General features: G+C 73.1%; 18 protein-coding genes. 6 read left to right on the top strand and 12 right to left on the bottom strand.

Features of this window, described 5'->3' with window-relative positions:
• Entirely contained in the window at positions 1 to 2004 is a 2004-nt protein-coding gene (locus K4G22_RS16500; RefSeq protein ID WP_228080999.1) for a glycosyltransferase, read from the bottom strand.
• Between the two features lie 271 nt (positions 2005 to 2275).
• Positions 2276 to 3463, bottom strand: coding sequence for a cytochrome P450 family protein (locus K4G22_RS16505; protein WP_228081000.1), 1188 nt, complete (start codon positions 3461 to 3463; stop codon positions 2276 to 2278).
• A 191-nt stretch (positions 3464 to 3654) separates the two neighbouring features.
• Between K4G22_RS16505 and K4G22_RS16510 the strand changes: the two genes are divergently transcribed.
• The 5 genes from K4G22_RS16510 to K4G22_RS16530 all read left to right on the top strand — a co-directional run bounded on the left by K4G22_RS16510 (position 3655) and on the right by K4G22_RS16530 (position 7998).
• Complete coding sequence (locus K4G22_RS16510; protein ID WP_228081001.1) at positions 3655 to 4449, top strand: VOC family protein; 795 nt, start codon at positions 3655 to 3657, stop codon at positions 4447 to 4449.
• Between the two features lie 60 nt (positions 4450 to 4509).
• Positions 4510 to 5853 (top strand): MFS transporter, encoded by a 1344-nt coding sequence (locus tag K4G22_RS16515; RefSeq protein WP_228081002.1) that lies wholly within the window; start codon positions 4510 to 4512, stop codon positions 5851 to 5853.
• A gap of 180 nt (positions 5854 to 6033) precedes the next feature.
• On the top strand, positions 6034 to 6888 hold the full coding sequence (locus K4G22_RS16520; RefSeq protein WP_228081003.1) for a fumarylacetoacetate hydrolase family protein: 855 nt from the start codon (positions 6034 to 6036) through the stop codon (positions 6886 to 6888).
• Between the two features lie 191 nt (positions 6889 to 7079).
• On the top strand, positions 7080 to 7313 hold the full coding sequence (locus K4G22_RS16525; RefSeq protein WP_228081004.1) for a hypothetical protein: 234 nt from the start codon (positions 7080 to 7082) through the stop codon (positions 7311 to 7313).
• 94 nt (positions 7314 to 7407) lie between these two features.
• Positions 7408 to 7998 carry a histone deacetylase gene (locus K4G22_RS16530; RefSeq protein WP_228084108.1) on the top strand — a complete coding sequence of 197 codons (591 nt, stop codon included), beginning with the start codon at positions 7408 to 7410 and terminating at the stop codon, positions 7996 to 7998.
• Between the two features lie 6 nt (positions 7999 to 8004).
• On the opposite strand, the gene K4G22_RS16535 is transcribed toward K4G22_RS16530, so the two are convergent.
• Both K4G22_RS16535 and K4G22_RS16540 read right to left on the bottom strand, forming a co-directional pair.
• Entirely contained in the window at positions 8005 to 9150 is a 1146-nt protein-coding gene (locus K4G22_RS16535) for a MarP family serine protease (RefSeq protein ID WP_228081005.1), read from the bottom strand.
• Between the two features lie 152 nt (positions 9151 to 9302).
• Positions 9303 to 9722: a DoxX family protein gene (locus tag K4G22_RS16540; protein WP_228081006.1), complete on the bottom strand. Its 420-nt coding sequence runs from the start codon at positions 9720 to 9722 to the stop codon at positions 9303 to 9305.
• A 192-nt stretch (positions 9723 to 9914) separates the two neighbouring features.
• Here K4G22_RS16540 and K4G22_RS16545 point away from each other — a divergent pair, with 192 nt between their 5' ends.
• Complete coding sequence (locus K4G22_RS16545) at positions 9915 to 10850, top strand: SigB/SigF/SigG family RNA polymerase sigma factor (protein ID WP_228081007.1); 936 nt, start codon at positions 9915 to 9917, stop codon at positions 10848 to 10850.
• Positions 10851 to 10868: 18 nt separating this feature from the next.
• Here K4G22_RS16545 and K4G22_RS16550 read toward each other — a convergent pair whose 3' ends face one another.
• From K4G22_RS16550 to mreB, 8 genes are all read right to left on the bottom strand, one after another.
• The gene (locus K4G22_RS16550; RefSeq protein WP_228081008.1) at positions 10869 to 11693 is read right to left on the bottom strand and encodes an ABC transporter permease subunit; all 825 of its coding nucleotides are present in this window, start codon (positions 11691 to 11693) and stop codon (positions 10869 to 10871) included.
• Entirely contained in the window at positions 11690 to 12607 is a 918-nt protein-coding gene (locus tag K4G22_RS16555) for an ABC transporter ATP-binding protein (RefSeq protein WP_228081009.1), read from the bottom strand. Before K4G22_RS16555 ends, K4G22_RS16550 begins: the two co-directional genes overlap by 4 nt.
• A gap of 94 nt (positions 12608 to 12701) precedes the next feature.
• Positions 12702 to 13382: a response regulator gene (locus K4G22_RS16560; protein ID WP_228081010.1), complete on the bottom strand. Its 681-nt coding sequence runs from the start codon at positions 13380 to 13382 to the stop codon at positions 12702 to 12704.
• Positions 13379 to 14566 carry a sensor histidine kinase gene (locus tag K4G22_RS16565; RefSeq protein ID WP_228081011.1) on the bottom strand — a complete coding sequence of 396 codons (1188 nt, stop codon included), beginning with the start codon at positions 14564 to 14566 and terminating at the stop codon, positions 13379 to 13381. The genes K4G22_RS16560 and K4G22_RS16565 overlap by 4 nt, the downstream gene beginning before the upstream one ends.
• Before the next feature lie 119 nt (positions 14567 to 14685).
• A complete protein-coding gene (locus K4G22_RS16570) occupies positions 14686 to 15864 on the bottom strand; it encodes an NAD(P)/FAD-dependent oxidoreductase (protein ID WP_228081012.1) in 1179 nt (392 codons plus the stop codon).
• A gap of 101 nt (positions 15865 to 15965) precedes the next feature.
• Positions 15966 to 16910 (bottom strand): RNA polymerase sigma factor SigJ, encoded by a 945-nt coding sequence (sigJ, locus tag K4G22_RS16575; protein ID WP_228081013.1) that lies wholly within the window; start codon positions 16908 to 16910, stop codon positions 15966 to 15968.
• Between the two features lie 69 nt (positions 16911 to 16979).
• Complete coding sequence (lpdA, locus tag K4G22_RS16580) at positions 16980 to 18389, bottom strand: dihydrolipoyl dehydrogenase (protein ID WP_228081014.1); 1410 nt, start codon at positions 18387 to 18389, stop codon at positions 16980 to 16982.
• A gap of 139 nt (positions 18390 to 18528) precedes the next feature.
• Positions 18529 to 19557, bottom strand: coding sequence for a rod shape-determining protein (mreB, locus tag K4G22_RS16585; protein WP_228081015.1), 1029 nt, complete (start codon positions 19555 to 19557; stop codon positions 18529 to 18531).
• Between the last annotated feature and the right edge of the window lie 45 nt (positions 19558 to 19602).

Genomic DNA, 19602 nt, shown 5'->3' on the forward strand with positions numbered 1-19602 from the left:
TCAGTGCGCGGCCTGCGGCGGGCGCGTCGGGGAGGTGGTCAGGACCAGGTCGTGGGCGGCCGTGTAGCCGATCCTGAGGGTGTTCTCGCCCCGGACGATCGCCGGATAGAGATCGGTCTTCCTGCGGTCCACGATGTCGCCGCCGATCCGGCCCAGCGGGATCAGCGTCCCGTCCGCCGCGCGGATCAGCAGGTTCCACCGCCCGTGCGGTTGGGCCAGGGCCGTCTCATAGGGGATGGTCAACAGCACCCGCCCGGTGGACAGCACGCGCAGCGGGACGGCGAAGTCCAGCACCTCCGGCTCCCGTTCGAGGACGGCCAGCGCCTCCCCGCCCCCGGGGCCGTGCGGCGTCGCGGTGACGGTGGCCCCGTCCTCCGCCAGCGCGATGTCCAGCACCTCCGCGTGGGTCGGCCGCAGCCAGCTGCGGAGCGAGAGGTTCCCCTCCTTGGTGGCATAGGGGATCCAGGAGGCCACGCCCCGCTCGCCCACCGATGGCACCGCGTCCACCAGCGCCGCCTGTTCCACCCTGGTCGCCACCAGCCGGCGGGCCTTGGCAGCCGTGGAGGCCGTGACATACGCGTCCCAACGGCCCTCGGCGAGCCGCTGGTCGGCCCGCCCCACGGTGCCGCGCCCCTCGCGGTCCAGCGGCAGCCGTACGCTCCGCTCCTCCGGATCGTCCCGCAGCCGCAGCACCAGATCCCCCGGCTCGGCCGGCGTCAGCGACACCTGGAAGCCGCCGTCCGGCGTGGCCACGCAGTGCGCCGCCGGCCGGGCCGGCCGGTCGGCGCTCGCCGCCACCACCAGCCGGCGGTCCTGGCGCCGCCGCAGCAGGGTGCGCAGCCGCAGCCGGCCCCGGCCGCGCGGGCTGCCGGCGAACAGCTCCTCATAGGCCGCCGCGACCACGGACGGCTCGTAACGGGCGGCGGTGCGCAGCGCGTTCTCCGCCATCCGCCGGCGCAGCGGCGCGTCCGCCATCACCCCGCGCAGCCCCTCGGCGAGCCCGGAGGCGAGCACGTCGGCGTTCTCGTCCATCGGCACCAGCACCCCGTCCTCGCCCGGGGTGATGATCTCGCTCGGCCCATAGGGGCAGTCGGTGGAGACCACCGGCAGCCCGCAGGCCATCGCCTCCACGATGGTCAGCCCGAACGACTCCCAGGAGGAGGAGACGGCGCCGATCGCGCCCTTGGCCCACTCGGTGTCGATCGGCGACACCGCCCCCATCAGCCGGGCCCGGCCCGCGAGCCCCAGCGCGTCGATGCGCGCCAGCAGCGGATCCCGCAGCGGCCCACGCCCGTAGATCCGCAGCTCCCAGTCCGGAAAGTCCTGGCGGAGCCGGGCGAACGCCTCGATCAGCACGTCATAGCGCTTCTGGGCCACCAGCCGGCCCGCCGCGACGACCAGCTTGCTCTCCCCGGTCGACCGCGCCACGGCCGGCGCCGGCGAGGAGTTGGGGATGTGCCGGATCCGGGTGGCCGCCGCCGGCAGGGCCTCGCGGTAGGCCGCCGCATCGGTGCTCGACACGGGCGCGAAGGCGTCCAGCTCGGCCACCGCCGCCAGTTGGAGCTCCCGATGCCCCGCCTCTTCCCTGACCTGGAGCGTGGAGTGCTCCTGCCCCACCCGCAGATACCGCCCCGGCACGCCATGGCGCGCCAGGTACACGTTCAGCACCGGCCGGGTGGAGATCACCACATCGGCGTCCGTGTGCCCGAGATAGTCCGCCATCCGCTGGTCGCTGAGCGCGCTGACCCCGCCGACCGAGTCGGGAAAGCACTCGCTCGGCTGTCTGGCGGCGGGCAGTTCCGGATCGGCCGAGCCCTCGCGCTGGTCGATCAGCGCCACCAGCCGCACCCGGGGGTCGAAGGCGAGCCCGGGCGTGTCCCGGTGGCAGTAGAGGCTGGCGACGGTGACGCTGTGGCGCTCGGCGAGGGCGGCGGAGAGGTTCGCCACGGAACGGATGGTGCCCCCGATGCCGTAGGCGTTGTTGAGCAGAAAGGTGATCTTCACGGTTCTATGCCTGAGTTCCGGTGAGACCGCGCCGCCGCGTGCGGACGCGCGGGCAAGGGACGAGTGAGCCGCCCGACGATGTGCCGAACGCCGCAGATGGTGACACAGGGAACGCGCCCCCGTACCCGGGGTGAGTGCTGGCCGACGCCCGAATCCCCCCGGTCGGCCGTAGTCCTGGCTCGCGCCGCGCCCCGCGCGCCTCGCCCACGGTTCATCCGTACCGGTGAACGGACACCCGGCTCGCCGACCCACGCCCCGCCTCGGACGCGCTCTACCCGGCGGCGAGCGGAAGCCGGTTCAGGGCGTGCGAACGGAAGCTCGTGGTCCAGCTCGGCCGGCCGAAGCAGCCGGCGCGCAGGCGCGGCAGCAGCGCGCTGAGCGCGACGTCGATCTCCAGCCGGGCCAGCGGCGCGCCCAGGCAGTAGTGCACCCCCTGCCCCAGGGCCAGTTGGGCGGCCGGCTCCGCGCGGCGGATGTCGAAGCGGTCCGGGTCCTGATAGCGGTCCTGGTCCCGATTGGCCGAGGCGAGCCCCAGCAGCACCGTGTCGCCCCGCGGGACGGTGACGCCAGCGATGCTGAGCGGTTCGGTCGCGAAGCGGCGCAGCGCCATCAGATTGGGGTGCCCATGGCGCAGGAACTCCTCGACCGCGCCCGGCAGCAGCGCGGGGTCGGCGCGGAGCGCGGCGAGCTGCTCGGGCTCCCGGCTCAGCGCCAGCAGGCCGGCGCTCAACGTGTGTTGGACGTTCTCGATGCCGGCGCCCAGCAGCAGGAAGGCGAGCGAGACCAGCTCGTCCTCGCTGAGCCGGTCGGCCTCGTCCCTGGCGGCGATCAGCGTGGAGAGCAGATCGTCCCGCGGATCGGCCCGCCGGGCGGCGACCAGCCCCAGCAGAAAGCGGTGCACCTCGGCGAGCGCCTCGGCGGCGGCGCGGGGGCTCGGCGGCGCCAGCATGGTGGAGATCCGGCGCGCGAACGGCCGGCGGTCCTCCTCGGGCAGGTCGAAGAGGTCGCTCATCACGGTCAGCGGCAGCGGGGTGCTGAACTCCGCGACCACGTCCGTCGTCAGCCCTTCGGCGTAACGGTGGGCCGCCGTCTCGATCGCGGTGCGCAGCGCGGCCACCCGGCGCGGGGTGAAGCCGTGCGAGACCAGCCGCCGCAGCCGCAGATGGTCGGCGCCGTCCAGGTTGAGGAGGTTGGCGTCCAACTCGGGCGGCAGCGCGAAACCGCGCCACGGCGTGCGGGCGTGCCGTTTGCTGACGGACAGCCTCGGATCGGCCAGCAGCGGCCTGACCTCGGCGTCCCTGGTGATCAGCCAGACCGGGGAGCCGTCGGGCAGCGCGATGTGGTGGACCGGGGCCGCCGCGCGCAGCTCGGCGAGCACGGCGTGCGGCGCCGAGGTGAACGCGTCGGTGAAGGGCTCGGGCAGGCTGGCCGGGGTCGCCGATGGCGTGACGGTGCTCATCCCGCCCATTCTCCTCGCGCTGGCGACCCGGCTCACCGGGGTATGAGCGGCGCGCGGGGGCGCGCGGCCCGGGAGGGTGACATCATCGCCTCACCGCTGGTTTCGGTGGAAGTCGGGACAAACCGCCGGATCGGCTGTCGTGATCGGGGGACGTTCGCACGCACGCGGGACCGTTCAGGAGGTCGTTACAGATGCCCGAGTTCCCCGAGGGGCTGCCCTGTTGGGCCGATGCCACCCTGCCCGATCTGGGCGCGGGAAGGTCCTTCTACGGCGCGTTGTTCGGTTGGACCTTCGACGAGGGTGCCGAGGAGTACGGGCACTACACCGTGGCGTACTCCGACGGCCATCCGGTCGCAGGGCTCGCGCCACAGCTGCCGGGGCAGGAGGTACCGCCGGCCTGGGTGCTGTACTACGCCTCGCCCGATATCGCGGCGACGGCCGCCCGGATCAGGGAGAACGGCGGCCAGCTGCTCGCCGAGCCGATGGAGGTCGGCGACCTCGGCTCCGTGCTGCTCGGCTGGGATCCGGGCGGGGTGCTCTTCGGCGCCTGGCAGCCGGGCCGGCACCGCGGCTTCGGCCGCCGCGACCAGCCGGGCGGCTTCTGCTGGAGCGAGGTCGCCACCCGCGATCCGGCGGCGGCCGACGCGTTCTTCCCGGCCGTCTTCCCCTTCCGCGCACGGAGGATGGGAGACGACGACGGCATGGACTACCGGGTCTGGGACGTCGAAGGACAGATGGTCGGTGGCCGCTACGCGCCGGGCCCCGAGGCACCGCCGAGCGCGGCGCCCCGCATCGACATCTACTACGCGGTGCCGGACTGCGACGCCGCCGTGGACACGGTCGAGCGCCTCGGCGGCACGGTGCACACCGGGCCGGTGGACAGCCCCTTCGGCCGGATGGCGACCATCAGCGATCCCCAGGGCGCGGGGCTCTCGGTGATCGACCTCTCCACCACCAAGGGCGAGCCGCCGCCGCTCGAACCCTGAGGCGCCCACCGGCCCGAAATGCCCTGGCCGGACGTTCCGTTGGACGCATAGCCTGCGCTGATGCGACGAGGAGGCCGCCGTGCCCGGCGGGCGGGTCTTGGGCGGCCGTTCAACACGCTGTGGGCGGCCACCGCCGTCTCCAACGTCGGCGACGGCATCGTGAAGGCCGCCGCCCCGCTGCTGGTCGCCTCCGTCACCGCCAGCCCCGCGCTGATCGGCTGGGCCGTGTTTGTGCAGCAACTGCCCTGGCTGCTGTTCTCCCTGGTCAGCGGCGTCTATGTGGACCGTCTCGACCGTCGCAGGCTGATCGTGGTGATCAATCTGCTGCGGGGCGCCGTGATCGGCGGGCTGGCGCTCGCGGTCTGGGGCGACGCGGTCAATGTGCCGGTGATCTATGTCGCCGGCTTCCTGTTGGGCACCTGCGAGACGCTGGGCGACAACGCCTCGGCGGCGATGATCCCCGCGACCGTGCGGAGCGAGGACCTGCCACGGGCCAACGCCCGGATGCAGGTGGTCTTCTATGTGATCGACCAGTTCTCCGCGCCGCCGCTGGGCGCCGCGCTCTTCGTGGTGGCCGCCGCCCTGCCGTTCGGCGTCAACGCGGTCACCTTCGCGCTGGCCGCGCTGTTGATCTCGACGCTGCGCGACAACGGGGAGGCGCCAGCGCGTGAGCCGGCGCGCGAGCGCCGTCGCGTGCGCGGGGAGATCGCCGAGGGCGTGCGCTGGCTGTGGAACCAACCGACGATCCGGATGATCTCCGTCACGTTGGCGCTGATGAACATCACGCTGCTGGCTGGCTTCTCCGTCCTGGTGCTCTACGCCAGGGAGCGGCTGGGACTCGGCGAGATCGGCTATGGCCTGCTGCTCTCCGCCAGCGCCGCCGGCGGGCTGCTGGGCGCGCTCTGCGCGGTGCGCCTGACGGAACGGTTCCGCACCAGCGCGCTGCTGCGGGCGGCCCTGGTGCTGGAGTCCCTCACCCATCTGGGCCTCGCGCTGGCCCAGACGGTGTGGCTGGTGATCTCGGTCCTGCTGTTGTTCGGGGCGCACAACGCCGTCTTCGGTGTGGTGGTGCGGACCTTGCGGCAGCGAATGGTGCCGGACGCGCTGCGCGGGCGGGTGGAGAGCGTCTTCATGATGTTCTCCATGGGCGGTGCCGCCCTGGGCGCGCTGATCGGCGGTCCCATCGCCGTCGCCCTCGGGGTGACCGGGCCGTTCTGGATCGCTTTCGCGGTGATGGCCGCGCTGACCCTGGTCGCCTGGCGGCCGTTCGGTCGGTCGCTGCCGGAGGGCGCGCGTGGCGGTCCGAGGGCGTCGGGCAGCGCCGGGAAGACTGGCCCCGCGGACGGCTCGTCCCCGGACGGCGACGAGCCGCCCGCCAGCGAACTCGCCCGGGACCTGGGCTGATTCCCGCCGTTGCGTTATCCACAGCCTGTGGACGAAGAGGGCTCGCTCCGCTTCCCCCTCCGCTTCTCGCACCCAAACGGTTGAGCGAAGGACCGAGCTGGGAGAGAGTGCCTGCGGGATCAACGAGCGAACCAACCAGCGAAACCAACCAGCGAAACCAACCAGGGGAGTCAGCTGATCATGCGTCTGATGCGCGTCGGCGAGGCGGGAAGGGAACGTCCGGTGCTGGTCGCGCCGGACGGACCGGGCTACTACGACCTGCGACCGGTCACCGACGACATCGACGGGGCCTTCCTCGCCGCGCTGAGCGAGGACCCGGGCCTGCTGCCGGAACTCTCCCTGCTGCCGCGCACGGAGATCGCGGGGGAGCGCGTCGGACCGCCGGTGGCCCGTCCCTCGGCGGTGGTCTGCGTCGGCCAGAACTACGCGGCCCACGCGGTCGAGTCCGGGGCCGAGCCGCCCAAGCAGCCCATCATCTTCTACAAGTCGCCCAATACCGTCGTCGGTCCCTCCGACGACGTGCTCATCCCCAGGGGCTCGCTGCGGACCGACTGGGAGGTGGAGCTGGCGGTGGTGATCGGTCGTCGGGCCCGCTATCTCGGCTCCGTCGACGAGGCGTTGGCGCATGTCGCCGGCTACACGGTCAGCAACGACGTCAGCGAACGCGCCTACCAGCTCGACGACTCGGGCGGCCAGTGGTCCAAGGGCAAGAGCTGCGAGACCTTCAACCCGCTGGGCCCGGCCCTGGTCACCCCGGACGAGGTGCCCGACCCCCAGCGGCTCCGGCTCCGCTCCTGGGTCAACGGGGAGCCGCGCCAGGACTCCACGACCGGTGACATGATCTTCTCGGCGGCCGTGCTGGTGCACCACCTCTCGCAGTACCTGGTGCTGGAGCCGGGCGACATCATCAACACCGGCACCCCCGAGGGCGTCGCGCTCTCCGGCCGGTTCCCCTATCTGGCGCCGGGCGACGTGGTGGAGTTGGAGATCGAGGGCCTGGGCCGCCAGCGGTCCGTCCTCCGTCCCGCGCCCTGACCCGTCTGCGTCTCCGCCTGTGTCTCCGCCTCCGTTCCCCGGGGTGCTACGGACGTTCCCCACGTCACTCTTTCGAGTGGGGTCGGGGACGGTCGCCCTCGGGGCGGTGGCGGAGAACGGCGGGGTCATGGCGGTGCGGACCGGATCGGCGCGGGCGATGGCTGTCAGTGGTGCGCGGTTAGGTTGGCGGCATGGCTGAGACCTCCTCGACGCACCATGTGATCCGCGTCCGCTTCGACGGTGGGCCCCGCCACGGCCGGTCCGTCGACCTGGTCATCACGGGGCAGGTGCCGCTGCCCCTGATGCTGGCCGCCCGCCGCGGTGCCGGCGACGGCTCCGGCCTCTACCAACTCCGCTCCACCCAGGGCGGCGGCACCCGCTACGCCTGGATCGACGACCTCCCGACGGACGCCTCCGGCGGCTGACCCGCGTCGGTGGGCGTCACATCGTGAGGGAAGGGGCTGGCCGGTGGCTGACGAGGGGTCGGGGTTGGTCTGGTATGCGGCCTATGGGTCCAACATGTCGGTCGAGCGGCTCGGGCACTATCTGCGGGGCGGCTCTCCGCCCGGTGGCGGCGTCGCCCACCCGGGGTGCCGCGATCCGAGCCCGCCGCCGCGTACCCGCCCCGTGATGCTGCCAGGCGTGCTGTACTTCGCCACCGAGTCGGCGGTCTGGTCGGGAGGGCGCGCGTTCCTCGATCCGGACGCGCCGGGACGGGCGCCGGCGGTCGCGCATCTGCTGACGGTCGGTCAGTTCTCCGATGTCGCCGCGCAGGAGATGGGCCGCGCTCCCGGACGGGATCTGGATCTGCCGGCGCTGCTCGGCGCCTCGGGCCGCGCCGCTCTCGGCCCCGGCCGGTACGAGACGCTGGTGCTGGCGGGGGAGCACGAGGGCGTCCCCATGGTGACGTTCACCGCGCCCTGGCGCCTGGACGCGGTGGCGGGGAACGCGCCGGCCGCCGCCTATCTGCGGATGTTGGGCTCGGGGTTGATGGCCGGGCACGGTTGGTCGGCCGTTTCGACCGCCGGCTATCTGGCCGCCCGGCCGGGCGCGGCCGGGCGTTGGACGGCTGAGGCCGTCCGCCGGCTCCTCACCCGGCGCGAAGCGTGACGCGGGTCAGCCGGCCTGTTCCAGATGGGGGCGGATCTGGTCGGCGGTCAGCACATAGCCCGTCTCGGAGTGGGTGACCGAGCGGGCGAAGACCATCCCGTACACCTGGCCTTCGGTGGTGAGCAGGGGGCCGCCGGAGTTCCCCGGGCGGACCAGGCCGCGCACCGCGTAGATATCGCGGTTGACGACGTTCCGGCCGTGGATGTCCTGGCCCTGGGCCGTGGTGCGGCTCGCGACCGTGGCGGCGCGCAGGTCGAGGCCGCCGTTCTCCGGGTAGCCGGCGACGACCGCCGGATCGCCGCGCCGCGCGTCGTCGGCCAACTCCAGGGTGGGCGCGGAGAGCCCGGGGACGGCGAGCACCGCGACGTCGATGTCGGAGTCCTGGAGCAGCACCGTGGCCTCCAGGCGCGCTCCCACGCCGCCGACCTGCACCGCGACCACGCTGGCGCCGTCCACCACATGCGCGTTGGTGACCACCCGCTCGGGCGCGTAGACGAATCCGCTGCCCTCCTGGCCGCCGGAGAAGCCCGAGGTGGCGTTGATCTTGACCGTGCTCTGCTCGGCCGCGATCGCCGCGGCCTCCGTGACGTTGTCGCCCGACGGCGGCGGCACATCGACCGTGGGGTCGTTCTCGAAGGGGTTGAACACCTGGGGGAATCCGGCGTCGCTGAGCGCGTTGGTGGCGCGGCTGAACCAGGTGGGCGCCGTGGCCGGCATCCGGTCCTGGACTCCGCCGAGCAGGGCCGAGCCCTGCACCTCGCGGTTGAGCCCGGGCGAGGGCGTCGGCACCAGCGCGCTGGCGGCTATCCAGGCCACCAGCAGCACGCCCACCGCGTTGAAGACCGCGCCGCCCGCGCCGTCGAACCAGCGGGCGGGGGCCCAGCGGACCGCGTTGCGCAGCCGCAGCGCCAACGGCCAGGCCAGCGCCTGCCCGACGGCCGCCGGCACCAGCACCACCAGCAGCGCGACCACGGTGGCGGCGACCGATCCGGCGGTGAGCTGGTCGACGAAGAAGGGCAGCAGCCAGACACCGAGCGCCGCGCCGCCGACGAAGCCGGCCAGCGAGACCACTCCGGCGATCAGCCCGCGCTGGAATCCGGAGACGGCCGCCGCGATCGCCGCCACGAGCAGCAGCACATCGAGCAGATTCACCGAGCAGCCCCCTTCGCCCCGTTCGTCGGTTATGGAACGGCAGGGCGCTCGCCTTGGTTCCCGGCCGTCACCAAAGGTAAGGGATCACGCGGTGGCCGCGTCGGCGAAGGGGAAAGCCGGATCGGCCGATGACCCCCGCCGGCGGGGGACGGTCAGTCGATGTCGAACAGTGGCCCGGCGATGCTGAGGCCCAGATCGTCGCCCACATGGGCGAAGAAGGCGAAGAGCATCAGCGCCGCGCCGGCCAGTGAGAGGTCCTTGAGGAACTGCACCAGGCTGTTCTGTTTCGCCTGTGGGTCGTCCTCCGTCCAGAACTTGTGCATCAGCAACGCCGTGGGCACCAGGAAGATCACCAGGAGCAGCGCGCCGACGTCCGGCCAGACGCCGAGCAGCACCATCAACCCGCCGACCAACTGGAGCAGGCCCGAGCCGAAGACGGCCAGCCAGGGGTAGGGAACGCCCTGGGAGCCGGCGTATCCGGCCATCGCCTTGGTCTGGGTCAGATGCCCGATCGCCGAGTTGAGAAAAAGGAGCACGAACAAGATGCGACCGATCAGCACGAGAACATCCATGGGCACCTCCTAGACGCCTTGGTTCACTTTGCTTCCGCACCGCACCGCGGGCAACGCGGACGAGCGGCGTCGAGAGGCGTGGCCCGTCCCGTTTGTGGCGGGGAGGGTCGGGCAGGGGCATAGGACGTGCTCGGGACAAAAGGCACGTTCCCGAGCGGAGTTCGGGAGCCCCGACCGTCTTGGAGAGCCGATATGAGGACTGCCGACCAGCGCGGACCCCGCGCCAGGAACCGCACCACCACCCGGGTGAACGGGCCGCCTTCCGCGCCGCGCTCCCGGCGTGGCCACCCGCACGACGACGCCCCCGACACCCGAGGTGACTTCGAACGCATAGCCGAACTTCCGGATGGGGTGGAACGTGACCGACTCCGTCGGGAAGTGACCAGCGCCTGGCTGCCGATGGCCGAGCGGCTCGCCCGCGGCTACCGGGGGCGGGGCGAGTCCGCCGAGGACCTGGCGCAGGTCGCCGCCCTCGGCCTGGTGAAGGCGGTGCGCGGCTATGACCCCGGGCGCGGCCACGCCTTCGAGAGCTATGCGGTGCCGACCATCGTCGGAGAGGTCAGACGACACTTCAGGGACCACCTCTGGGGCGTCCATGTCCCGCGCCGCACCCAGGAGTTGCGGCAGCGGGTGCGCGCCGCGCAGCGCCGCCTGGAGAACCACCCGGACGACCGGCCCGACGACGAGTCGGCCCTCGCCGAGTCCGCCGGGCTGACCACCGAGGAGGTCCGGCAGGGCCTCTCCGCGCTGGACAGCTTCCGTCCGCTCTCGCTGGACGCCGAGCTGAGCCAGCCGGGCGACGGCCACACCCTGGTGGACACCCTGGGCGACGCCGACCCCGGCTTCGACCGGGTGCTCTACCGCGAGACGGTGCGCCCCACCCTGCGCCGCCTTCCCGAACGCGAACAACAGATCCTGTATCTGCGGTACTTCGGGGAGATGACCCAGGCCGGGATCGCGGAACGGCTGAACATCTCACAGATGCAGGTCTCCCGGCTGCTGGCCCGCATCGAGAGCCGACTCCGCGAGGAGATCGCCGAGGCCGCGGAATCCGCCGAGGCCACCGACTCCGACGCGGCGGCCGACGATCAGGACGACGCGGCTTCCGGGGGTGGGACGGCCGGCTGAGCGCTGCCGGCGCCCGCGTCACACGTCCCGGCGAGCCAGCAGCGTCCCCGCGGCCAGCAGGGTCAGCGCCGTGTAGCCGGCGACCAGCAGCAGGGAGGGCCAGCCGCCCAGCGAGCCGACCGTCTCGGCCGTGGCGTCCGAGGTCTGGGTCAGCTTCTGTAGCGCCGCCGTGGGAGAGAGCCCGGCGACCCAGCGCTGGGCGTCGCCGAAGAGCGGGCCGAACAGCTCGGGGAGCAGCAGCACCCCCACCACCGAGGTGATCGCGCCGGCGCTGTGCCGGATCAGCGTGCCCAGGGCCAGGCCGAGCAGCCCGGCCACCGGGAAGGCCGCCGCCACGCCGAACAGCGCCGGCAGCGGATCGCCCTGGGCGTGCGAGCCGTCCAGCATCGCGTCCCCGACCAGGTAGGCGGCCCCGCAGGAGGGCAGCATCAGCGCGTAGAGCAGCCCCGTCAGCAGCGCCGCCTTGGCGGCGAGCACGGTACCTCGGCGCGGCACTGCGGCCACCGTGCTCCGCATGGTGCCGCTGCCGTACTCGCCGCAGATCACCAGCGCGCCGACCACGGCGGCCAGGATCAGCGCCGGCAGCGCGAGGGTGAGGCCGGCGCCGAGCACCGTGTCGTCCGGCTGGAGGCTGTCCGTCGCGGCCACGAAGACCGCGCCGGGCGCCGGCAGCAGCGCCATCACGGCCGTGGTGTACACGGTGGAGCGCACGCTGCGGAACTTGATCCACTCGAAGGCCAGGGCCTGCCGGAAGCCGGCCCGCGCCCCGCCCCCGGCGCCGGCGGCGGCGTTCGGGGTGTTCGAGGTGGACGGGGTGGTCGCGGGGGGAGTGGTGAACGTCATGGGGTGATCCCTCGTCCCTGGTACTCGGTGGCGGCGGCGGCCATCGCGGTGTAGACCTCCTCCAACGAGGAGCGGTGCGGGGTGAGTTCGCTCAGCGCCACGCCATGGGCCAGGGCCAGTTCGCCGATCGCCTCGGCCGTCGGCCCCTCGGCCAGCCAGCCGCCGCGGGCGTCGGCGCCGACCCGGGCGCCCGCCGTCTCCAGCACCTCGCGCAGCCGCTCCGCCTCCGCCGCGCGGACCAGGGTGGCGGGCCGGGAGTGGGCGTCGATGAACTCCCGCATCGGGGTGTCGGCCAGCAGCCGGCCGCGTCCGATGATGATCAGATGCTCGGCGGTCAGCTCCAGTTCGCTCATCAGATGGCTGGAGAGGAAGACCGTGCGGCCCTCGGCGGCCAGCGACTTCATCAGATCGCGGATCCACCGGATGCCGTCGGTGTCCAGTCCGTTGACCGGCTCGTCCAGCATCAGTACCTCGGGGTCGCCCAACAGGGCGGAAGCGATGCCCAGCCGTTGCCCCATGCCCAGCGAGAAGCCCTTGGTGCGTTTGGCCGCCGTCGCCGGGTCGAGGCCGACGAGTTCCAGTACCTCGTCGACCCGGCGGCGCGGCAGCCCGTTGGCCGCGGCCAACCCCGCCAGATGGGCCCGGGCGGATCGGCCGCCGTGCACGCCCCTGGCGTCCAACAGCGAGCCGACCGCGCCGAGCGGCGCCGGCAGATCCCGATAGTCGCGCCCCCCGATCCTGGCGCTGCCCGAACTGGGCGTGTCCAGGCCGAGGATCAGCCGCATGGTGGTGGACTTGCCGGCCCCGTTGGGCCCCAGAAAGCCGGTGACCCGGCCGGGCCGGACCGCGAAGGACAGCCGGTCGACGGCCGTCACCGCGCCATGGCGTTTGGTGAGTCGCTCTGCTTCGATCACCTGACCGACGCTAGGCCGCGCGCCGCGCCCCGCCATCCGCCGCCGGGAGTCGGCTGCTACACCACAGGGAGCAGCCGTCGGCGCCCGGCGGTGCTCAGTCGGCGAAGCCGGCCCGCACCAGGCCCGTCTCGTAGGCGATGACCACCAGCTGCGCGCGGTCCCTGGCGCCGAGCTTGGTCATGGCGCGGCTGACATGGGTCTTGGCGGTCAGCGGCGACATCAGCAACCGGGCGCCGATCTCCTCGTTGGTGAGCCCGGCGGCGACCAGCGCCATCACCTCGCGCTCCCGGCCGGTCAGCGGCGCCAGCCGGTGGGCGCCGTCGTCCAGCGGGGCGCGGAGCCTGGCGAACTCCTCGATCACCCGCCGGGTGACGGCGGGCGCCAGCAGGCTCCGGCCGGTGGCCACCGCGCGGATCGCCTCGCGCAGCGCGTCCGGCTCGATGTCCTTGAGCAGGAAGCCGGCGGCGCCGGCGCGCAGCGCCTCGAAGACATACTCGTCCGCCTCGTAGGTGGTGAGGACCAGCACCCTGACCGCGTCCAGCGCGGGATCGGCGGCGATCCGGCGGGTGGCCTCCAGGCCGTCCACACGGGGCATCCTGATGTCCATCAACACCACATCGGGGCGGGTGGTGCGCACCGCGTCCAGCGCCCGTTCGCCGTCGCCCGCCTCGGCGACCACCACCAGGTCGTCCGTCAGGTCGAGCAGCGCCCGGAACCCGGCCCTGACCACGGTCTGGTCGTCCGCCAGCACCACCCGCGTCCGGTCCGCCGTCATGTCGTCCGCCCTTCCCGCGTCCCGTGCTCGCCTCCGGGCCTTTCGTCCGGCAGGGTGGCGCGCACCCGGAAGCCGCCGTCGGGCAGGGGCCCGTACTCCAGGGTGCCGCCGACCGCGTGCGCCCGCTCCCGCATGCCCAGCAGACCGAAGCCGGTCTCGGCCGAACCGCCCCCCGGACGCGCCGGCCCCTCGTCCACCACCTCGACGGTGAGGCCGCCGAGCTCGTCGCGGTGCAGGGAGACGGCGGCCCGCCGGGCCCGCGAGTGGCGCACCACATTGGTGAGCGCTTCCTGGACGATCCGGTAGGCCGCGAGCTGGACAAGGGGGGATACCGCGTCGCCGTCGTCCAGCAGGCCGCCCCCGTGCAGGCGCACCCGGGGCCGATCCTCGGGAAATCTGCCGATCAGCTCGGGCAGTTGCGCCAGCCGGGGCGCCGGCGAGACCGGTTCGTCCGGCTCGTCGCGCAGCACCTTCAGCGTGGTGCGCAGCTCGCTGACCGCCTCCCGGCCCGAGGCACGGACCTGCCGCAGCGCCGCGCGGCTCACCTCGGGCCGGCGATCGAGCGCGTCCAGCGCCACCCCGGCCTGCACGGTCATCGCCGAGACGGTGTGCGCCACGATGTCGTGCAGCTCCCTGGCGATCCGCATCCGCTCCTCCCGTACCCGGCGCTCGGCCTCCCGTTCGCGCTCCCGCTCGGCCCGATGCGCCCGTTCGGCGTAGGAGGCGGTCAACTCGCGCCGTCCGCGCACCACTTCGCCCAGCAGCAGCGGCACCACCGGGATACCCATCTCCAACACGGGCGAGGGCACCGGCCGCCCCACCTCCTGCCCGGCCAGCACGGAGGCGGCGCCGGAGGCGAGGACGGCGATCGCCCCCACCCACAGGGTCCGCCGCCGCTCGCCCGAGGCGGCGAGGAAGTAGAGCGCCACCATCCAGGGCAGGTTGAGCAGTTCGCCCAGATGCCCGATCAGCGTCCAGCCGAGCGAGCCCGCTCCGGTGACCACCACCGCGATCAGCGGTCGGCGCCGGTGCCAGGCCAGGCCGAGCACCGAGACGGCGAACAGCGTCCAGCTCAGCGGGTCGTCCTCGCGCGAGCCGGGAACGTTGGACGCCAGGTCGGCAGCCGTGAGACAGCCCACGCCCACGCTCAGCGCCAGGTCCCGCCCCAGGTCCTTGGTGGTCACCCGACCACGGTAGGCGCGCGGCCCGCCCCCCGCGTACGGCGTGGGGAGTAGCCGCGCCCCGCCCACCCCTGACCCGCCCAACCCCTGAACCGCCGCCCCGCCGGCCCGGACGGTTCCCCTCAGTGGTCCTGGGGGATCAGCTCCCGCACCATCCGGCGGCGCCGCGTGGGCAGCCCCAGCGTCGGGTTGGCGACGCCCCAGGCCGCGCCCTTGCAGACCAGTTCCTTGTAGAGCGCGGCGAACCGCCCGGACAGGGCCGCCCGGTGGGAGACGTCGTCTGCGCTGACGTACTGGATCAGGCCCTCCCGGCGGCCGAGCGAGACGCACTGGTTGAAGTAGCGCGCCCGCGTCTTCGGGATCCTTCCGCCGGTCAGACGCGCCGCGACGGCGTCCGCCGCCTGCCAGGCGGTGGGGACGCCCGAGGCGCAGGACATCCGCAGCGGCTTGTCGCCCGGGCCCGCCACCAGGGCGGCGTCGCCGATGGCGTACACGTTCGGGTGCGAGACCGAGCGCATCGTCGCGTCCACCACGATCTGACCGCTGTCGCCGACCTCAAGGGCGGTGGCCCTGGCGATCGTGTGGACGGCGAAGCCGGCGGTCCACACCGTGACGGCGGCCGGCAGGGACCCGCCGTCGGCGGTGCTGACCTGGTCGGGCTCGACGGCGGTGACGGCGGAGTGCTCGTGCACGGTGATGCCGAGCCGGTCGAAGACCTTCCGCACATGGCGCCGGCCCCTGGCCGAGAGCCAGTCGCCGAGTCCGCCCTGGGCGGCGAGGGCGACATCGAGGTCCGGGCGGCTCTCGGCGATCTCGGTCACGGCCTCAAGACCGGTGAGCCCGCCGCCGACGACGACCACCGCCTGGCCGGCTTCAAGACCGGCCAGGCGTGCGCGCAGCCGGAGCGCGCCGGGACGGCTGGCGATCTCGTGGGCGTGCTCGGCGACGCCCGGGATGCCATGGGTGTGCCACCGGCTGCCGAGCGCGTAGACGAGGGTGTCGAACGTGAGCGCCTCCGCGCCGCCGTCGCCCGTGATGTCGACACTCGCCCCCTCGACGTCGACGCCGGTGACCTTGGCGTGTCTCAGCTCGACGCCGCTGTCGGCGAACATCACGCCGAGCGGCCGGGGCTTGAGCTCCTGGCCGACGGCCAGTTGGTGCATCCGGACCCGCTCGACGAAGTCGGGCTCGGCGTTGACGAGGGTGATGGCGACGTCCTCGCGGTGCAGCCGCCTGGCGAGACGCCCGGCCGCGACGGCTCCGGTGTATCCGGCTCCTAGGACGATGATGCGATGCCGCATGTCCTTGCTCCTGTCGTGGGGAGGTTCACCACCTGAACCGGGCAGCCGGCCGTTTCCTGACAGGAAGGCGTTGTGAGGCACCTCACACCATGGCGGCGGGGTCAGAACGCGATGAGCAGCGGTTCGCCGTGCTCCGTCGCGGCCCACCGTTCGGTCGCGCGTCCGAGCTTGTCGGGGTTGACCTGGCTGCGGAACGCGGCGATGCCGTCGGCGGTGATCTCCAGGCACGCGACGCCGATGACCCGGCCGTCGACCACCGCCACAAAGGCGGGGTCGCCGTTGGCGATGGCGGCATGGACCTCGGGCGCGCCGCCGACCCGGGCCCGTTTGGCCTCGGCCGGCCGGAAGAGGCCCCACATGAAGCGGGCGACCGCCTGGGCGCCTTCGAACGCCTTGGCGCGGGCCGGGACCTTCCCGCCGCCGTCGCCGATCGAGATGACGTCCTCGGTGAGCAGCCGCACCAGCGGCTCGGTCCGGCCGCTGGTGGCCGCGGTGAGGAACTCCTTCACGATCCGCCGGGCGGCGGCCTCGTCGATCTCGACGCGCGCGCGGCCGTTCGCGAGATGCTTCTTGGCGCGGTGGAACGTCTGTTGGCTGGCCGCCTCGGTGGTGTCGAGGATCTCGGCGATCTCCCGGTGCGGGTAGTCGAAGGCCGTCCGCAGCACATAGACGGCGCGTTCGCCGGGGGAGAGCCGCTCCATCAGCGTGAGGATCGCGAACGAGAGGGACTCGCGCTGCTCGGCGGTGTCGGCCGGGCCCAGCATCGGGTCCCCGGCGAGCAGCGGCTCGGGGAGCCACTGCCCCACATAGGTCTCGCGCCGCGCGCGGGCCGAGGCGAGCTGGTTGAGGCAGAGGTTGGTGAGGACCTTCGTCAGCCACGCCTCGGGCACCTCGACGCGGTCGACATCGGCGGCCTGCCAGCGCAGGAACGTCTCCTGCACGGCGTCCTCGGCCTCGATCGAGGAGCCGAGCAGGCGGTAGGCGATGGCCGCCAGGCGCGGCCTGGCGGCCTCGAACCGGTCCACGTCACCCGCGCTGAGGGCCATGGAACCGAGCCTACCCGCCGACCCCCCGTTCCGGCCGGGGCCGGAACGGGAAGCCCCAACTCCCGGTGCTCACATGTTGATCATATGGCCGGCGAGGCCGTGGATGGCCTCCTTGACGGCCTCGCCCAGGGTCGGGTGGGCATGGACGTTGCGGGCGACCTCGTGGACCGTGAGGTCCCACTGCTGGGCCAGGGTCAGCTCGGGCAGCAGCTCCGTCACCTCGGGGCCGATCAGATGCGCGCCCAGCAGCTCGCCGTGGGTCTCGTCGCTGATCACCTTCACGAAGCCGGAGGGCTGCCCCAGGCCGTGCGCCTTGCCGTTGGCGGTGAACGGGAACTTCACCGACTTGACGGCGAAGCCCTGCTCCCTGGCCTGGGCCTCCGTCAGGCCGAAGCTGGCGATCTGCGGCTGGCAGTAGGTGGCGCGCGGGATCATGGTGAAGTCCAGCTCCATGGTCTCCGCGCCGGCGATGGTCTCGACGGCGATGACGCCCATGGCCTCGGCGGCGTGGGCCAGCATCAGCTTGGCCGTGACATCGCCGATGGCGTAGATGTGCGGGACGCTGGTGCGGCCCCGGCCGTCGATCTCGATGGCGCGGCGTTCGGTGAGCTGGACGCCGGTCCGCTCCAGGCCGTAGCCCTCGACGCGGGGCGCGAAGCCGATCGCCTGGAGCACCTTGTCGGCCTCGAGCACCTGCTGGGCGCCCTTGCCGTCGGTGACGGTCACCCGCACCGGGGCGTTCGGGTCGGAGTCGTCGATGCCGTCCACCCGGGTCGAGGTCAGCACCTTGATGCCCAGCTTGCGGTACTGCCGGGCCAGCTCCTTGGAGACCTCCACGTCCTCCAACGGGACCAGCCGGTCCAGGAACTCGACGATGGTGACATCCACGCCGTAGTTGCGCAGCACATAGGCGAACTCGACGCCGATCGCGCCCGCCCCCGCGATGACGATGCTGCCCGGCAGCGTCTCGCTGAGGATCTGCTCCTCATAGGTGACCACCCGGTCGCTGAGGCTGGTGCCGGGCAGCAGACGGGTGGTGGCGCCGGCGGCGATCACGCAGTGGTCGAAGGTGACGGTCTCCGAGCCGCCGGCGGTCAGCGTCACGTCCAGCGTGTTCGCGTCGGTGAAGGTGCCCCGACCCTCGTACTCGGTGATGCCGTTCTTCTTCGTGAGGTAGTGCACCCCCTTGACCCGGCCGTCGGCGACCTCGCGGCTGCGCTGGAACGCCGCGCCGTAGTCGAACGTGACGCTGCCCTCCACCCGGATGCCGAAGGTGTCCGCCTCGTGCTGGAACAGGTGGGCCAACTCGGCGTTGCGCAGCAGCGCCTTGGAGGGGATACAGCCGACGTTCAGGCACACCCCGCCCCAGTACTTCTCCTCGACGATCGCGGTCCGCAGCCCCAGCTGGGTGGCCCGGACGGCCGCGGTGTAGCCCCCGGGCCCCGCGCCCAGGACGACGACGTCGTAGTGCGTGCTCATGAAAGCCTCACGCCTTCTCTCGCGCTCTCACAGTGGTGGTCTTGACGTTCTCTTCTGCCCACCCCATGACACCACGACCACGCCGCCCCTTCCGTGCCCCCTCCCGGCGGGGCACGGAGGGGGCCGGCCGCCGCCGGGGTCAGGCCGGGATGGGCTCCGGCGCGGGCACCTGGGCGGTGATCCGTCCTTCGAGCAGCGCGCCGAGGCCCAGCACCGCGCACAGCCCCGGGTCGGCGGCCACGGTGACGGGGACCCCGGTGTTGTGCCGCACCGCCTCGTCCAGGCCCGGCAGTTCGGCGGCGCCGCCGGTGAGCACGATGCCCCGGTCGGTGAGGTCGGCGACCAGGTCGGGCGGGCAGCGGTGCAGCACGGAGCGCAGCGCGTCCAGCAGCCCGGTCAGGGGGGCGCGCAGCGCGGCGCGCAGCGACTCGGGGTCGACCTTGACGGTGCGGCCGAGGCCGGTGGCGACATCCCGTCCGTGCACCTCGGCGATCTGGTCGTGGGAGCTGGCCAGCGCCGTGTGCAGCGGCCTGACGGCCTGGCTGGGCAGCAGCAACTCGTGCTGGTTGCGGAGGTGTTGGAGGAGCGCCCGGTCGATGGTCTCGCCGCCCATCGGGACCTTCTCGGCGGCCACGATGGAGCCGAGGGCGAGCACCGCGATCTGGGTGGTGGTGGCGCCGCACTGCACGATCATGGTGGCCTCCGGCTCCTCCACCGGCAGGCCCGCGCCGATGCCGGCGGTGACCAGGCCGTCCACCAGCTCGACCCGGCGGGCGCCGAGGCCGACCATGGTCTCGTGCATCGCGCGGCGGGAGAGCGGGTCGGCGTCGTGCGGGATGCAGACGGCGGCCCGCAGCAGCGGGCGGCGGCGCCAGGCCCGCCGCAGCCTGCTGCCGACCATCGCGCGCAGCATCCGCTGGGCCATCTCGATGTCGACGACGGTGCCGCCGTTGATCGGGCGGATCACCCGGATGTTGGCCGGGGTGCGCCCCGACATCCGCTCGGCGGGGGTGCCGACCGCGATCAACGAGCCGTTTCTGGTGTTCACCGCCACCACGGACGGCTCGTCCACGATCAGTCCTGTCTGTTTGAGATAGACGCGGGTGCGGGCCGCCCCGAGGTCGGCGGCCACCGTGCAGCGGCGCAGATGATCAAGCGTGAGGGTCATATGATCATGGTCCGACCGGCCGCCGGCTCCCGCGCGCTGAGCTGC

Origin of the sequence: Streptomyces profundus, assembly GCF_020740535.1 — a bacterium.
GTDB lineage: Bacteria > Actinomycetota > Actinomycetes > Streptomycetales > Streptomycetaceae > Streptomyces > Streptomyces profundus.

Excerpts from the sequence above, each read along its gene's own strand:
- K4G22_RS16570 (WP_228081012.1), bottom strand. The coding sequence starts at position 15,864 with ATGCGGCATCGCATCATCGTCCTAGGAGCCGGATACACCGGAGCCGTC.
- mreB (WP_228081015.1), bottom strand. The coding sequence starts at position 19,557 with ATGACCCTCACGCTTGATCATCTGCGCCGCTGCACGGTGGCCGCCGAC.
- K4G22_RS16510 (WP_228081001.1), top strand. The coding sequence starts at position 3,655 with ATGCCCGAGTTCCCCGAGGGGCTGCCCTGTTGGGCCGATGCCACCCTG.
- K4G22_RS16550 (WP_228081008.1), bottom strand. The coding sequence starts at position 11,693 with ATGACGTTCACCACTCCCCCCGCGACCACCCCGTCCACCTCGAACACC.
- K4G22_RS16545 (WP_228081007.1), top strand. The coding sequence starts at position 9,915 with ATGAGGACTGCCGACCAGCGCGGACCCCGCGCCAGGAACCGCACCACC.
- K4G22_RS16520 (WP_228081003.1), top strand. The coding sequence starts at position 6,034 with ATGCGTCTGATGCGCGTCGGCGAGGCGGGAAGGGAACGTCCGGTGCTG.
- K4G22_RS16505 (WP_228081000.1), bottom strand. The coding sequence starts at position 3,463 with ATGAGCACCGTCACGCCATCGGCGACCCCGGCCAGCCTGCCCGAGCCC.
- K4G22_RS16515 (WP_228081002.1), top strand. The coding sequence starts at position 4,510 with ATGCGACGAGGAGGCCGCCGTGCCCGGCGGGCGGGTCTTGGGCGGCCG.
- K4G22_RS16530 (WP_228084108.1), top strand. The coding sequence starts at position 7,408 with ATGTCGGTCGAGCGGCTCGGGCACTATCTGCGGGGCGGCTCTCCGCCC.
- K4G22_RS16525 (WP_228081004.1), top strand. The coding sequence starts at position 7,080 with ATGGCTGAGACCTCCTCGACGCACCATGTGATCCGCGTCCGCTTCGAC.
- K4G22_RS16540 (WP_228081006.1), bottom strand. The coding sequence starts at position 9,722 with ATGGATGTTCTCGTGCTGATCGGTCGCATCTTGTTCGTGCTCCTTTTT.
- sigJ (WP_228081013.1), bottom strand. The coding sequence starts at position 16,910 with ATGGCCCTCAGCGCGGGTGACGTGGACCGGTTCGAGGCCGCCAGGCCG.
- K4G22_RS16560 (WP_228081010.1), bottom strand. The coding sequence starts at position 13,382 with ATGACGGCGGACCGGACGCGGGTGGTGCTGGCGGACGACCAGACCGTG.
- lpdA (WP_228081014.1), bottom strand. The coding sequence starts at position 18,389 with ATGAGCACGCACTACGACGTCGTCGTCCTGGGCGCGGGGCCCGGGGGC.